Origin of the sequence: Cupriavidus sp. CuC1, from assembly GCF_044627735.1 — a bacterium.
In the GTDB taxonomy this organism is placed as follows: Bacteria; Pseudomonadota; Gammaproteobacteria; order Burkholderiales; family Burkholderiaceae; genus Cupriavidus; species Cupriavidus ulmosensis.
In genome coordinates this window covers 25,628-40,068 of sequence record NZ_JBIUHC010000063.1, presented here as the reverse complement: position 1 = coordinate 40,068, position 14,441 = coordinate 25,628, and the positions used below count along the sequence as shown (strand labels likewise).

General features: G+C 60.9%; 12 protein-coding genes and 1 pseudogene. 6 read left to right on the top strand and 7 right to left on the bottom strand.

Annotated features, from left to right (window positions below):
- Positions 1–294 precede the first annotated feature (294 nt).
- The 6 genes from ACGLHR_RS25430 to ACGLHR_RS25405 form a co-directional block, all read right to left on the bottom strand.
- Positions 295–1,419 carry a sterol desaturase family protein gene (locus tag ACGLHR_RS25430; RefSeq protein ID WP_400096837.1) on the bottom strand — a complete coding sequence of 375 codons (1,125 nt, stop codon included), beginning with the start codon at positions 1,417–1,419 and terminating at the stop codon, positions 295–297.
- 79 nt (positions 1,420–1,498) lie between these two features.
- The gene (locus tag ACGLHR_RS25425) at positions 1,499–1,684 is read right to left on the bottom strand and encodes a hypothetical protein (RefSeq protein ID WP_400096859.1); all 186 of its coding nucleotides are present in this window, start codon (positions 1,682–1,684) and stop codon (positions 1,499–1,501) included.
- Positions 1,685–1,852: 168 nt separating this feature from the next.
- Positions 1,853–3,211, bottom strand: a complete 1,359-nt coding sequence (locus tag ACGLHR_RS25420) for an epoxide hydrolase family protein (RefSeq protein ID WP_400096836.1) — start codon at positions 3,209–3,211, stop codon at positions 1,853–1,855.
- 60 nt (positions 3,212–3,271) lie between these two features.
- Complete coding sequence (locus tag ACGLHR_RS25415; protein ID WP_400096835.1) at positions 3,272–4,060, bottom strand: alpha/beta fold hydrolase; 789 nt, start codon at positions 4,058–4,060, stop codon at positions 3,272–3,274.
- 264 nt (positions 4,061–4,324) lie between these two features.
- Positions 4,325–4,714, bottom strand: a complete 390-nt coding sequence (locus tag ACGLHR_RS25410) for an MAPEG family protein (protein ID WP_400096834.1) — start codon at positions 4,712–4,714, stop codon at positions 4,325–4,327.
- A 570-nt stretch (positions 4,715–5,284) separates the two neighbouring features.
- Entirely contained in the window at positions 5,285–5,890 is a 606-nt protein-coding gene (locus tag ACGLHR_RS25405) for a DJ-1/PfpI family protein (RefSeq protein ID WP_400096833.1), read from the bottom strand.
- 90 nt (positions 5,891–5,980) lie between these two features.
- On the opposite strand from ACGLHR_RS25405, the gene ACGLHR_RS25400 reads away from it, so the two are divergent.
- From ACGLHR_RS25400 to ACGLHR_RS25390, 3 genes are all read left to right on the top strand, one after another.
- Positions 5,981–7,312, top strand: a complete 1,332-nt coding sequence (locus ACGLHR_RS25400) for a PLP-dependent aminotransferase family protein (protein WP_400096832.1) — start codon at positions 5,981–5,983, stop codon at positions 7,310–7,312.
- 665 nt (positions 7,313–7,977) lie between these two features.
- Entirely contained in the window at positions 7,978–8,274 is a 297-nt protein-coding gene (locus ACGLHR_RS25395) for a hypothetical protein (RefSeq protein ID WP_400096858.1), read from the top strand.
- A gap of 1,374 nt (positions 8,275–9,648) precedes the next feature.
- Complete coding sequence (locus tag ACGLHR_RS25390; RefSeq protein ID WP_400096831.1) at positions 9,649–10,719, top strand: porin; 1,071 nt, start codon at positions 9,649–9,651, stop codon at positions 10,717–10,719.
- 650 nt (positions 10,720–11,369) lie between these two features.
- Here the strand turns inward: ACGLHR_RS25390 and ACGLHR_RS25385 are convergent.
- Positions 11,370–11,642 (bottom strand): annotated as a pseudogene (locus ACGLHR_RS25385) (MFS transporter); the annotation flags it as partial.
- Positions 11,643–12,176: 534 nt separating this feature from the next.
- Here ACGLHR_RS25385 and ACGLHR_RS25380 point away from each other — a divergent pair.
- Genes ACGLHR_RS25380 through ACGLHR_RS25370 form a run of 3 tightly spaced genes read left to right on the top strand, consistent with a single transcriptional unit; the run spans position 12,177 to position 14,441 of the window.
- Complete coding sequence (locus ACGLHR_RS25380) at positions 12,177–12,482, top strand: DUF485 domain-containing protein (RefSeq protein WP_267602615.1); 306 nt, start codon at positions 12,177–12,179, stop codon at positions 12,480–12,482.
- Complete coding sequence (locus tag ACGLHR_RS25375) at positions 12,482–14,146, top strand: cation acetate symporter (protein WP_267602614.1); 1,665 nt, start codon at positions 12,482–12,484, stop codon at positions 14,144–14,146. Before ACGLHR_RS25380 ends, ACGLHR_RS25375 begins: the two co-directional genes overlap by 1 nt.
- Before the next feature lie 46 nt (positions 14,147–14,192).
- Positions 14,193–14,441: a hypothetical protein gene (locus ACGLHR_RS25370; protein WP_318236597.1), complete on the top strand. Its 249-nt coding sequence runs from the start codon at positions 14,193–14,195 to the stop codon at positions 14,439–14,441.

The following is a 14,441-nucleotide window of genomic DNA, read 5'->3' as shown; positions in this document are numbered from 1 at the left end:
GCCCGGCGCGCCTGTGTTGCCGTCGAATTGTCGCACCGGCGAACAGTTCATATAGCACTAGGGGAAACCCTGCGGGTGGTCTCTGCATCGCTGCGCTATTTCAAAAATGGAACGCGCGCTCCCGACGCATTGGCTTGAGCAAACGGCGGGCGGGGTTGGCGAGCCAGTAGGGATCGTTACGAGGATGGCCGGGGGGCGGCACGAACGCAGGTGAGAGCCTGCGGTGCTGTACCGAAGATGGAAGCAGAGCCATGGCCTGCCCAGCCGCTTTGCCACTTGGCGACTGGGTGCCAGTCAGCGCAACAGCAATCCGGCCAGCAGCAACAGCAGCACATCCAGCCCCAGCAGGCTGCGTGGTCGCATCCTCCCCTGCAGCAGGCCGCCCAGACCAGTCAGACCGGCGATCAGCAACAGTGCCAGCCCCCACCGCAGGCCGCTCCCCAGCGCATCGCTTTGCCACAGATAGCCGGCACCTGCCACCATCAGCAGAGCGAACTGCAGCAGGGCCACTGGCACGGCACCGGCCACTAGCGGTGGATCGAAGCGCTGGCTTGCACGCTGCAAGTCAAAGGGCGCACTATCATCGCTCACGCCGGGCGGCAGCCAGCCCGGCGCCTTGAACCACACCTTGAGCTTGTCCTGCCAGCGTGGCGCACGGCGCGCCATCTGCCACAGCGGCACATAGCCGGAAGCCACCGCCCATAGCGGACTCCAGCTGTTGAGCGGGTTGCGGGTACCATACACCGGCTTCTCCTCCTCCTCGGCAAAAGTGCCGAACAGCCGGTCCCAGATGATCAGCATCCCGCCGTAGTTCTTGTCCAGGTACTGGTCGTTGACCGCATGATGCACACGATGGTTGGACGGCGAGGAAAACACCCGGTCAAACCAGCCCAGCTTGCCGATGTGCTCGGTGTGGATCCAGAACTGGTATAGCAGCACAATGAGGCCGGCCAGCGCAAACTGCTGCGGGGCAACCCCAGCCAGCGCCATCGGCAAGTAAAACGGCCATCCCAGGAAGGCAACGGTACTCTCCTGCCGCAGCGCGGTGGACAGATTGAAATCCTGGCTCTGGTGATGCACGGCATGGGCGGCCCAGAACACCGCACTTTCATGCCCGACCCGATGTAGCCAGTAGTCGCAGAAATCGAACATCACGATCGCCAGCAGCCAGCCCCAGACACTGCCCCACAGGCCGGCATGGGGAAACAGTGCCACCCGGCGCCACGTCAAGATATACAGGCCGATCTGGAAGAGCTGGCTGACACTGGCCACCAGCTGGCTTAGCAAGCCCTGACTCAGGCTGCTGAGGGCATCATTCAGGCGATAGGTATTGCGACCGACGAACAGGCCGTAGCCCAGCTCCGCCAGCATCAATAGCAGGAATACCGGGAACGCGTAGACGGTGATTTGTTCTTCCATGAGCCATTCACAAAAAGTGCCTTACGACCGACAGACGATTGACCGGCCCCTTGCCGGGACTGGTCAGAAACGGTCGTTATTATGGCAAAAAATGTCCTTTTTTATGGCGTGTATTCTGAAATCCGGCAAATTTTTTGTGCAGTGCAATGCGAGCTTTGCCTGCGGCAGACAGGCAATCCATCCCGGCCTGGAATCCTCGGCCGCGGGTCTTTGCCGTCACGGCCAGATCGGCATAGCGCCGAGTTGCATCGATGTCGAATGGCAAACCCCGATCGGAACCCGCCGCCGCAGATCCAGCAGGTAGTCCCCGAGCCTATTGATGTGCTCCCGCCGGTAGGGCGAGAGCACTTTGAGTACTTCGTATAGGGCGCGAGGCCGACTGGAATGGGGCCGCCCAGGCGAATCAACTGAAGTTGGACGCATGTCGCTTTCCTCAACTCCGCAATGATTTGAACCCCGCGCGTAGCTCCGTCGCGAAGACCTCCGGCTGTTCCCAGGCGGCGAAGTGGCCCCCCTTTTCGAGCCTGCCGTAATGCACGAGCTTGGGATACGCCCGCTCTGTCCAGCTTCGCGGGGCCGTGTAGATCTCGTCGGGAAATGCGCTCACGGCGACGGGGATGGCGACCCCTTTCGGGGCGAAGAAGGCCAGCTTGCTTTCCCAATAGAGGCGGGCCGAGGAGACTGCCGTGTTCGTCAGCCAGTAGAGCGTGACGTTGTCGAGTATGTCGTTTTGCGTCAGCCCCTCCGTCTGACCGGCAAAGACGCGTGAGATGAGCGCGTAACTGCGCGCGTCGTGGTCGAGCATCCAGGCAGCGAGGCCGATGGGTGAATCCTCGATCCCGTACAGGGTCTGCGGACGGTTACTCATCTCCTGGGCGTAGGCCAGGCCATGCTTATAGAAGAAGTCGAGCTGCTCGTACGCATATCCCTCGTCCGCCGAGAGGCCGGATGGTGGCGGGCCGCCGGACTGGAGCGCCTTCGCAATGTCGTCGGGGATGGTGGCAGGCATGTTGGTATGTATGCCGGCCAATTCCGGAGGCGCCAGGAGGGCCATCTGCTCCGTGACCGCATTGCCCCAATCGCCGCCTTGCGCTACGAATCGCGTGTATCCCAGGCGCTTCATCAGCACGACCCAGGCACGTGCGACGCGAATGGGGTCCCAGCCGAGCGTGGTGGGCTTGCCTGAAAACCCGTGGCCCGGCAATGACGGAATCACGACGTCGAAGGCGTCCGACGCGCTTCCCCCATGCGCCGTAGGGTTGGTCAGCGGTTCGATGATCTTCAACTGCTCGACGATGGAGCCGGGCCACCCGTGCGTGACGATGACCGGCAGCGCGTTGCGATGCTTCGAACGAACGTGGATGAAATGGATGTCCACCCCGTCGATCCTTGTCATGAATTGGGGCAGGGCGTTCAGCTTCGCCTCGAACTTGCGCCAGCTGTAGTCCGTCTGCCATGTGCGCGCGAGCTCGCGCATCGTGGCCAGCTGCACACCCTGCGATGCATCCGTCACCAGTTCCCGCGACGGCCACTTTGTCGCGGCGATCCGGCGGCGCAGGTCCACAAGCTGAACTTCGGGCACGCGGACGGTGAACGGGCGAACCCGCTCATCGTCGCTGGCCTGGCGCGGCACCGATGCCGCGGCGACGACAATTGCGTCTGTTCCGGAGGACGACATCGTCCTGGTGAAGTCAGGAAGGGCGAAGGCGGAGGGGCTGACGATGAGCGCGGTTGCCGAGGCAATAAAGCGACGGCGAGACAATGGCGAGGCGATCGGTTTGTCGAGGTTCATGGAGGTACCTTGGAGAAAGAAGACGGAAATCAAGCCAGATGTTCGGCGCAGGAGCTGCGGTCACTTCGACTGCTGCTCCGCGGCCGCGAAGATGGCATCCGCAACCTGCCTCGGCCTCGACAACTGCGGCACGTGGCTCGTCGGCAGTGTCACGACGTGGGCGGAAATCTTCTGCGCCATCGCTTTCTGCAGGGCAGGCTGGATCATGTGATCCTGCTCCGTGAGGACGTACCAGGACGGGCTGGTCTTCCATGCGGCGACAGTGACCTTCTCCTCGAAGCTTTTCCCACTGACGGGACCCTGGGTCACGGCCATGATTCTGGTCTGGGCCGCCGGCACGTCCTGGGCGAAGTGCTTCGCCACTCCCTCGGCGCTTAGGGTCAGGAACCCCTCCTTGTCGGTGACGAGAAAGTTGGACCCATCGGGTGTCGGGTAGTCCTTGGCCAGGTCCGCCACCGACTGGCCTTCCGAAGGTGCGAACGCAGCGACATAGACCAGGGCCTTGACGCGCTCATGCTGGCCGATCTCGGAGATCACCACGCCACCCCACGAGTGCCCCACGAGCACGACCGGTCCGGTTTGCATGTCGAGCGCGCGGCGGGTGGCTGCCACATCGTCGGCCAGCGAGGTCAGCGGGTTCTGGACCGAGACGACGTTGAGGCCCTTGGCCTGGAGCAGCGGAACGACCTTGTCCCAGGCCGACCCGTCGGCAAACGCGCCGTGCACGAGCACGACCGTGGTTTTGCTGGCGTCCGAAGCAGGCCGAGGTGCCGTGCCCGCGGCGAACGCAACGCTGCTTACCGCGGCTGCAAGGACCGCAGTCCTGGTAAACATCTTCAATGTCTTCATGTGATTCCCCTCAAGGGTTGAGCAGATCGCTCTAGCGCATTCACGCTGCGCGTTGGATGACTGGGAGTGCTCAGCGCAGCCGGCCTGCGGTGCGCAACACGGACGGCAATGTCAGCCGGTCTTCAGAGACGCAGGGCCTACCGGAAGTCTCCGGATCCGCTTGCCGGTCGCAGCATGGATGGCGTTGCCTTGGTTGGCACATAGAAGCGCCCAACCCGCGATGCGTGAACAGCTGTGTGCACCCGAGTAGGCCGCGGAGATAATTCAGACCTTGAGGACGGCCACACAAAGGGCCGCGCCGAACGCGTACGTTCCCAAAGCTGCGACGGCGCGGGCCGGATTGGGCATCGACATAGTGGGCCAGGCAAGCAGTGCAACCACCAGGAGCAGGCGGCAGGCTGTTGCACCTGCCATGCTCCAGAGCTGCCAGTCAGGCGGATGCTGAGCGCCAAGGTACAGAAAAAGCACCGCGAAGAACGGCGCGTACTCCGCGGTATTGCCGTGAGCGCGAACCAGCTTGGTTAGCAGCTGATCGGGCTCAGGGGTGTAGCCGCTCAGCACGCCGATCCGAGACCGCAGGACCGAGGTGGCGAATCCAAGCGCGAACAGGAGCAGACCCAGGACAGCAGTGCAGGCCAGTGCAATGTTGTTCATTCGATACCTCTTGCGTAGTCGATAGAGCTCATCTGGAAAGCCTTCATGTGAGTTGATTGGCAGTTCTAGGATAGGGTCCTGGCCTACGGCCTGAATGACAAACTTCCCTCTTTTCAGGACAACATGAACGGAATCGGACTTGTAGCTTTCCCCGGCTTCCAGGTCCTCGACATGGCGGCCGCTTCGGTCTTCGAGCTGGCGAACCTCGAAGTGCCTTCTTCGTTAATCATGGGCTGTTCACGATGTCCGAGGCGCATCGATTGGCGCGCCAATCCCGATGTGAAAACAATTGACTGGAGAGCCCGTCGCGGGAGAACCGCAAACCGGGTTCGGAGGGAGGGGACGGCGCTCGCCGTTTCCTACCCTATTCACTGGCCGGCAAGCGACTTAGGAAATGGAATGCCGAGCGGCCGTTGCCGACCTGTTGTGGTCCGTCGACCGGTGCAGGAGCGGCCACTCGATACAGAGCCGTCTCAACTGTCCCAAGCAAAAAAGAGCGCCTCTTAAGCTCGTCAATATCTTGTCGGTTCAATGTCAATGAGTGAGTAGCTCCGGTCCCAAGCAGAGACCCTATTCGCCCTGGAGGAACGGCGAAATGTTCGCCATCGCGCGCGTCACGTAGGCCTCCTTCTCCCCCACCGGGGCGACATAGTGGATCGCGCTGCGTGCAGATTCGATACCTTCCAGTCGTGCGATGAACCAGGCCGCCAGATACTGTGATGACAGGCACCCGCCGGCGGTCGCGATGTTTCCCTTGGCCACGAGCGGTTGATTGAGCACAGCCACTCCCGCCTCCTCGACCCACGGCCTGGTGGTCAGGTCCGTGCAGGCCGGAACGTCGTCCAGCAGGCCCAACTTGGCGAGTATGAGCGTGCCGGAGCACTGCGCGCCCAGCAACTGGCGCGTCGGGTCGAACCTCAGTTGCGACATCAACGCGACATCGGCGACGACGTCCCGGGTCTGAATCCCACTGCCCACCAGCACCGCGTCGGCATCGCATGCATCTTTTAGAGACGCCTGCGCCTCCAGCACCACGCCGTTCATCGAACGCACTTTGGCCGCCGGACTGGCGATCGAAACCCGCCAGCCGGGCTTTTTGACCCGGTTGAGGATATTGAGCGCGATCAGCGAGTCGAGTTCGTTAAAGCCTTCGAAGGTCAGGATGGCGATGTGCATGGGGTCCTCGTGCGCGTGGAGACGTTGTGTCGCACCATCGTAGAGCCGATAATCAATACATTCAAATAATTGTCATGGATACGTTCAGACATGCCTCAACCCCGCTACAAACAACTGGTCGACCGTCTCGCGGCCGACATCCGTGCGGGGCGCCTGCGTCCCGGGCTGCGACTGCCAACGCACCGCGATCTCGCGGCACGCGAAGGACTGGCGCTGGTCACGGCCACGCGTGTCTACGCGGAGCTGCAAGTCATGGGATTGGTGAGCGGCGAAACCGGCCGCGGCACGTTCGTCAAGGAGGCGCTCCCTCTCGGTCATGGCATTGATCTGGAGGCTTGGAGCGCTGACACGGTGGACCTGAGCTTCAACTATCCCTCTTTGCCGGGTCAGGCAGACCTTCTCAGGGAAGCGCTGCGCCAGCTCGCGGCCGCAGGTGACCTGGAGGCCTTGCTTCGATACCAGCCCCACGGCGGGCGCGAGCACGAGCGGGCGACGGTGGCGCGCCACCTGGCCAGCCGGGGTCTGGCCGCATCGGCCGAAACCGCGTTGCTCGTGAGCGGTGCACAGCATGGGCTGACGATAACCGCCATGGCCTTGCTCGAGCCCGGCGACGTGGTTGCAGTGGACGCCCTGACTTACCCGGGATTCAAGCTCGCTGCCGAGGCCAATCGGCTGGAACTCGCGCCAATTCCCGCCGCCGGGCACGGCCCTGACCTGGACGCATTGGCGGCCCTGTGCAGGCGGCGGCGGGTACGGGCCGTGTACACCATGCCGACGCTACATAACCCGCTCGGCTGGGTGATGAGTGCAAGGCGGCGTCGGGAGCTTGTCGCCATCGCTCGACAACATGGACTGATACTGATCGAAGACGCCGCCTATGCATTCCTGGCGCAAGGCGCTCCACCTCCGTTGGCATCGCTTGCTCCGGAGACGACGGTCTATGTGTCGAGCTTGTCGAAGAGTGTCGCAACGGGTCTGCGCTTCGGCTTCGTCTGTGCACCGCGCGAATGGATTCCCAGGCTCGAGAGAGCCATCCGCGCGACGACCTGGAACACCCCGGCGACCATGACGGCTATCGCCTGCGGCTGGATCGAGGACGGCACCGTGGCCAGGCTTGAAGCCGACAAACGGCGGGATGCCACGCTGCGCCAGGGTCTTGCCACTGAAGTCTTGGGCGGGCTGAAACGGATCAGCCATCCCGCGTCGTACTTCGTCTGGCTTCCTCTGGCACAGGAGGTTCGCGCGGACGCGATCGCGATGGCGTTGATGCGCGAACGGATTTCAGTGTCGACGGCCCATCCGTTCTCGACATCTACTCATGTGCCTCACGCCATACGGTTGGCACTCGGCTCCGTCAGCTTGGCCACGCTCAGGCGTTCCCTGGAAGCAGTGGCCCGAGTTGTTGCCGATCAGACCTACTGACCGACGGACGCGACGGACGCGACGGACGCGACGGGCGCAGTCCGACTGGCGGGGTTTGCTGGCAATTCTTCTGCGGAGCACATTTGCCAGATTCCGCGCGTGGCTGCCGGGAGCGGACAGTGCATCGCAGAGTGTATCCATGACAATTATTTGAATGTACTGATTTTCGGTTTTACGATGGCGCCATAGCCCAGTTGGCCAGCATTGCCAAGGTGGTGAGGCGAGCAGCATCAACGCGAAGATTCGTCGGCCCGTCCAGGCCAGAGAGTTCATAGAACGGCGCTTGCCTGCCGGGAATCGGCTTTCTCCGCCGCTTCCCGTGGCCGCTGACAAGAATGACTTAAGCAGGCGATGCAGCGAACACGCTGAAGTAGGCCAATGCGCGGGGGGCCACCGATTCCAAATGGGGCCGTCGAGTGCTGCTGGGGTCAGTCCAAACTCAACCCGAGATGAAGGAGCTCAATTGAAATCGTCTGACAACTCTTTCTCGCGAGCGCGACGGCTGACCCGCGAGGCGGCCGACATGGCAGAGAAAACGGAGGGATCATGGATGACTTCCTGATTGCCTTCGGCGCGCTCTGGTTTGTGATCTGTTTGTACGCCGGCCTCGCGTACCACATCAGGGGGATTGGGCCCGACGTGGCACCCCACGGCAAGTCTCTTCCATGGATCCGCAAGGAGACCATCATGCCTACATACACTGTATCCGCCTCTGCGGCTTGCTATCCTCGCGGGCGAAGGAGGAACTCGCGGCAGCGATCGCTGCGGTGCATGACGAGGCCATCGGGGCGAATTCGTTCTTCGCGCAGGTGATGTTGCACGACGTCCGGCATACAACCCCGAATGCCGTGCAATCGATCTGGCAGGCCGCCAGCGAGGTGGCCACCGGCGATCTGGCCGGCTTGCGGCCCGAAGCGAGGCTGCAGACGTGCAGGGGGCACAGGCACTTCGACCGTGCCTGATAGCGCGATGTCACTCACGCGTCGACTGCGGATGGCGTCGCCACTCCAAAAATAGGAAGTGAGGAGGTGTTGTACTCGACCCTGTTGATGGCAGCGGCTCATTTGGACCAGTGTAATGCGGCTGCCTCGGTAATGTAGCGGATCGTAGCGCGTCGGCCACTTTTGGCGGCGACCAATAACATCAAGCGAAAAAATTAATGCATCAGTTTCTTTAGATCGCTCAGTTCAGTGTGAACCAGCAATGCGTACTGAGACTATCGAAGAACCTCCATGCTTATCTATGGGGAGGAAACAGCCCTCCAAGGTCATCACGGTCGGGGTGCTCGAGCGCAAAACCGATTTCGCACCTGCACGTACGCAATTTCAAGCGTTGGTACCCGCCAGACAGGGGAATCGAGGGATTTGCGGTTTCAATCCCTGCGTTATAGAAGGCGCCCCCAGATTTGGCCACTCCCTCAACTTCTCTCTAAAGCGACGCACCTTCGAGTACTTGACGGGTTGTGGCCGTAATCTCTCTCCGGTCCCAGATGATCTGTGGTGTCCTGAAAGAACCCGCTCCTGCGGCAGCGCAGCCGTCGCCTTCCCATGGTTGACGCTCTGCCTGAAGGCCAGGAACATGCCGTACTTATCGTCCACTTGAACACGAGCCAGCCGGAGTCAATCGCGGGCTGTCGATGGACGACGCGCGTGAACCGTTATGCGCGCCGTCCGTGAATGGATCGCGCTTACGGGTTACGCGACTGCCGCCATCTTGTGGTGCATCCGCGCTAGCGGTATCTCCAGTAGCGGCGCTGGAGATGCCGGAGAACATGATTGTGATACCAGTGATTAGAATTGCTTTGTTGTTGCATGGCGTTATCCAGAACGATGAACAGGTTAGCGCCGACGTGGAGAGCAGTTCATTCAGACAACGGTAACGGCTAGATGGCTTTTCGATTACGAGATTGCAATCTGCCGCACCCTACCGTGCCGCGGGGTGCTCAGGGTGCGAGTTTGTCACATACACCGCGCCGGCAGCGACGCGGCGACCATATTCACCTGCGCGCAGGACCACCTTCCCATCCTGATCGCGCTCACCGAATCGACTGATCACTTTCTCCGAAATCCGCAACAAGTGGTGGCCCGTTGGTCCCCTTTTTTTCTTTCTAATGGTCACGCGGATCGGTCGAGTGGTCATTATTTGTTTTTCGATAGATTTATTACAAAACTGTCATGTTGCTTCGTCGCATGGCAATGTGCGGATTTGTTCGTAACTTGTAAAAACGCAACACAAATTCGCGCCGTAATGCGACCGTAATCTAGCCGAAATCTTGAGGGCCATATACTCGCATCTTCGTTTTTGGCAAGTTGTTTGCTTTAACTAGAGGAGAAGTAATGAAGCGTAATCATGGCCTATCCCTGGCCGCGATGTTGATGATGGGGGCGTCGGCAGCGCACGCGCAATCGAGCGTCACGCTGTACGGCGTGGCGGACGTCGGCATTGAATACCTGAGCCATGCGCCGTCGGCCTCCGGCGGCAAGAACCTGGTACGCATGAGTTCCGGCAACTTGTCGACCTCCCGCTGGGGCATCCGCGGCGTCGAGGATCTCGGCGGTGGCCTGAAGGCCTTGTTCAACCTGGAGAGCGGCATTTCCCTTGACACCGGCGCCAACAACAACACATCCAAGCTGTTCGACCGCGCCTCGTTTGTGGGCCTCAGCAGCCAGTACGGCACCCTGACGCTGGGCCGGCAGACCACGCCCATTTATGACATGTCGGCGCAACTGGACCCGATGGCCATTGCGAACCGGTATTCGCTGTTCCTCAGCGACGCCATCCTGGCCGGCCGCGCTGACAACGCCGTCAAGTATAGCGGCCGCTTCGGCGGGCTGACGACCTCAGCGCTGTACAGTTTCGGCCGTACCAACAATGGCGAGGTGCCGGGAAACTTCCGCATCGACCGCAACATAGGCTTGTCGCTGTTGTATGAGACCGGCCCGTTCTCGGTCGGCGCGGTGTACGACGAACTGCAGGGCTCGAGCCTGGCCACGCAGGCCCTGAAGGACCGGCGCTTCCTGGTCGGCGGCACCTATGCCTTTGGCCCGGCCAAGGCCTTCGCCGGCATGCGCTGGTTCAATGGCAATGCAGGGACCCTGTCGGTCAACCGCTCCAACCTCTACTGGGCCGGCCTGAAATACACCGCTACGCCGGCGCTGACGCTGACCGGCGCCGCCTACTACACGGACGTCAAGAACTCCGGCGCTGACCCGCTGATGCTGGTGGCGTCGGCTGACTATACGTTGTCGAGGCGCACGGACGTGTATTTGACTGTGGGCTACGTCGCCAACCGCAAGGGATCCCAGCTCGGCATGAACGGGTATAACGCCCTGTCCGGCCCGGCCGGCAGCGTCCAGCCCGGAGATAATCAGACTGGCGCTGTCATGGGTATTCGCCACAAGTTCTGAAATTTTCGATTTAAGGCGTAATTACGATCATATCGGCACTTCCTGCTTGCAGGAAGTTTGCTTTCAGCCACCCTTCGGGGTGGTTTTTTTTCGTCCGGTGCCGGGAGTCAGAATAAAGGGTTTCCAGGTTGAAGGAAAACTGAAAGGATAATTGCGGTAATGTAATCAGCGAGAAATCACTATTCCATGGTCTGTGGCTTGGCGTGTCTCCAGTTGACAGATCAAGCTGTCAACGGACAGACTTCACTGGATTCGACGCGTGGCGTCTATTCACCGCGTTATCCAAAATCCGTCCGGTGCCTTCTGAGCGAAGGCGCTGACCGCCCGCCCAGGGCATCCGTTCCCCTCAACGTGACAAAGCCGTGGCGGATGAAGAAAAATAGGGCGAGCCTGGCGGTGCCGGCTGCGCGCATGCGCGAACCGCTTGGATGTATGCTCTAGCCGGAGCGGCGCGCAGGCCTGGCGCAAGTGGCCGTCGAGAGCATGTTCCTGCCATCAGTCCGGCAGAAAGGCGGTCTCATTTTCCAGGAAATCGATCGTCCTCTCCATCAAGGCTGAAAGCAGGACGAGTCGCCGTTCCCCCAACGCCGTTCCTAGCACTGATGTTATCTGCCCGGATCTGGCTTCGATCGTCTTGTATAGCGCCAAGCCTGTGGGTAGCGATGGCCGAGGGCTCCCACCAGTATCGTCGCCAATACCGAGCCTATCAGGGTTGCACTGCTGATCAATCCCACTGCCAGTTGCGCGAAACCGAGCGAGAGCAGGTACGCTGGCAGCGGGACCGCGATGAACCCGTCACAGAAGCCGCGTAGGGCGCGGCCGACGAGAAGTGGCAAGGCGCTGGCATGGACGCCTGCAGGCAGTACCAGGCGAGCGAGCCGAGCTTGGCCGGCGGTCACTGCCGGATCCACAAGCGTTTGCATCGCAGTACGCGATCTTTGGTTTCACGTCTTTTCTCGGTGCTATTTCCAGCTCTCCCTGGGGAGGGGATCGGCAAGCAGCCTTCGCGCGCCGCCGCGGGAAACGTCCACGAGGCGACTTGAACACCGTCATCGCGTCGGTACGCTACCGGGCATGGACGCCAGCGATAGCGTCTTCTCTCACCGGACGATGCGGAAAATGCGTGGTGGGCCTTCGTCGCATTGCCTGTTGTGCAGAAGCTTGAGACGCCGGGCGCATGGAACCTTCCACGCGTAGACGAACAGGTACGGAACCGTACCGATTTCTCACTCGATTGCGAGCACCGTTTCGACGATTGCCCTTCGATCACTCGCACCCTGCCAGATGCAGCGGGCAAGATTGCCAGGCAAATACGTCTTAAGGCACTTGCCTTTGGGCCGCGTACACATCGCCATTGATGGTTGCCGCTGTTCCACATAAGACCAAAAGACATAAGACTTGAGACACCAAGACTGGCTACGGATAGGGCCTCTTATCCGAAGAGCAGGAGATAAGACATGGAAGAAGATCTCGTTCAACGGATACAGTCCAATCCCAACTACCAGCGGCTGGTTTCAACCCGCTCCACCTACGGATGGGTGCTCACTGCAATGATGATGGTCGTGTACTACGGCTACATCCTTCTGGTTGCCTTCGGCAAGACCTTGCTTTCCACCAGGATCGGCGCTGGCGTGATGACCTGGGGTATCCCGATCGGACTCTTTGTGATCGTATTTACTGTGGTCGTCACCGGCATCTACGTCCGGCGCGCCAACGGCGAATTCGATGACCTGACGGCTCAGATTCGCAAGGAGGTGTTGTAATGTCGACCCGGAACCATATCCTATGCGCATTGATGCTGCTTGCCCTTGGTGGCGCGGCCTGGGGAGCCGGTGGCGATCTTGGTCAATTGCAAAAGCAGCCAACCAACTGGACGGCGATATCCATGTTCGCTGTCTTTGTGGTGTTTACCCTGTTCATCACGAAATGGGCTGCCGCCAAAACAAAGTCCGCGGCGGATTTCTACACGGCCGGCGGCGGCATCACCGGATTCCAGAACGGGCTGGCAATTGCAGGCGACTACATGTCCGCGGCATCCTTCCTCGGGATATCGGCAGCGGTTTACCTGAACGGCTATGACGGCCTGATCTATTCGATCGGTTTCCTGGTCGGCTGGCCCGTTATCACCTTCCTGATGGCCGAGCGCCTGCGCAACCTCGGTCGCTTTACCTTTGCCGACGTGGCTGCCTATCGCTTCAAGCAGACCCCGATCCGCGTGTTCGCGGCCTCGGGCACGCTGGTGGTGGTGGCCTTTTACCTGATCGCCCAGATGGTCGGTGCCGGACAGTTGATCAAGCTGCTGTTCGGCCTGGAGTACTGGATTGCGGTGGTGATCGTCGGCACCCTGATGATGGTGTACGTGCTGTTTGGGGGCATGACGGCGACCACCTGGGTCCAGATCATCAAGGCTGGCCTGCTGCTTGCCGGTGCGAGCTTCATGGCAATCATGGTGCTGGCGCAGTTCCATTTCAATCCCGAAGCGCTATTCGCCAAAGCGGTTGAGATTCACGCCAAGAAGGACGCCATCATGGGCCCGGGCACCTTCATCAAGGATCCGATCTCTGCCATTTCATTCGGCATGGCGCTGATGTTTGGCACTGCTGGCCTGCCGCACATCCTGATGCGGTTTTTCACCGTGCCAAGCGCCAAGGAAGCACGCAAGTCCGTGTTCTGGGCGACGACCTGGATCGCCTACTTCTACCTGCTCACATTCATCATCGGCTTTGGGGCCATCGTCCTGGTCAGCACCAACCCGGTGTACAAGGACGCGCTTGGCGCCTTGCTGGGCGGTAACAACATGGCGGCTATCCACCTCGCGAATGCCGTCGGAGGCAATGTCTTCCTCGGCTTTATTTCTGCGGTGGCCTTCGCCACGATTCTTGCCGTGGTCGCGGGGCTGACGTTGTCCGGTGCTACGGCGGTGTCGCATGATCTCTACGCGACCGTGTTCAAGAAAGGCAAGGCCGCCAGCGACAAGGAACTGCGCGTATCGCGCGTGACGACAGTCGCACTGGGTATCGTGGCGGTGATTCTGGGGATCGCGTTCGAGAAGCAGAACATTGCCTTCATGGTGTCGCTGGCCTTCGCGGTGGCGGCATCGGCGACCTTCCCCGTGTTGTTCATGGCTGTGCTCTGGAAAGACTGCACGACGCGCGGCGCGACCATCGGCGGCTTTCTCGGCCTGATTACCGCGGTCGGCCTGACCATTGTCTCCAAGTCGGTCTGGGTCGATGTGTTCGGCTACAGGGATGCCATCTTTCCCTACACATCGCCCGCCCTGTTTTCTATGACCGTGGGTTTTGTCGGCATCTGGCTGTTCTCGATACTGGACCACAGCGATCGTGCCCGCATCGACCGGGAAGGGTACCCGGCGCAGAAGGTCCGCTCTGAAACCGGCATCGGCGCATCGGGTGCTTCCGGCCACTGAAGCCACTGAAGCCACTGAAGCCATTGAAGTCACTGAGGAACGTTTCATGTTGCGCCGTTCCCTTCTCGGGCACCGTCTGATCGCGCTGTTTGCCCTGGGCTGGCTGATGTTCAACTACCCATTGCTGGCGCTGTTCAACGACACGCTCACCTGGTTCGGCATCCCGCGGTTGTACTGCTACCTGTTTGCCGCATGGGCGTTGCTCATCGGCCTGCTGGCGTTCACGGCAGAACAGAAAGCGCCGCGGAGAAGACGCTCGCAGCCTGACCCCTCGGCACCCGTGCCGGAGGACTGA

Bases quoted from the DNA above. Each gene is read 5' to 3' on its own strand.
- ACGLHR_RS25430 (WP_400096837.1), bottom strand. From the start codon at position 1,419: ATGGAAGAACAAATCACCGTCTACGCGTTCCCGGTATTCCTGCTATTG.
- ACGLHR_RS25420 (WP_400096836.1), bottom strand. From the start codon at position 3,211: ATGAACCTCGACAAACCGATCGCCTCGCCATTGTCTCGCCGTCGCTTT.
- ACGLHR_RS25415 (WP_400096835.1), bottom strand. From the start codon at position 4,060: ATGAAGACATTGAAGATGTTTACCAGGACTGCGGTCCTTGCAGCCGCG.
- ACGLHR_RS25410 (WP_400096834.1), bottom strand. From the start codon at position 4,714: ATGAACAACATTGCACTGGCCTGCACTGCTGTCCTGGGTCTGCTCCTG.
- ACGLHR_RS25405 (WP_400096833.1), bottom strand. From the start codon at position 5,890: ATGCACATCGCCATCCTGACCTTCGAAGGCTTTAACGAACTCGACTCG.
- ACGLHR_RS25400 (WP_400096832.1), top strand. From the start codon at position 5,981: ATGCCTCAACCCCGCTACAAACAACTGGTCGACCGTCTCGCGGCCGAC.
- ACGLHR_RS25395 (WP_400096858.1), top strand. From the start codon at position 7,978: ATGGATCCGCAAGGAGACCATCATGCCTACATACACTGTATCCGCCTC.
- ACGLHR_RS25390 (WP_400096831.1), top strand. From the start codon at position 9,649: ATGAAGCGTAATCATGGCCTATCCCTGGCCGCGATGTTGATGATGGGG.
- ACGLHR_RS25380 (WP_267602615.1), top strand. From the start codon at position 12,177: ATGGAAGAAGATCTCGTTCAACGGATACAGTCCAATCCCAACTACCAG.
- ACGLHR_RS25375 (WP_267602614.1), top strand. From the start codon at position 12,482: ATGTCGACCCGGAACCATATCCTATGCGCATTGATGCTGCTTGCCCTT.
- ACGLHR_RS25370 (WP_318236597.1), top strand. From the start codon at position 14,193: ATGTTGCGCCGTTCCCTTCTCGGGCACCGTCTGATCGCGCTGTTTGCC.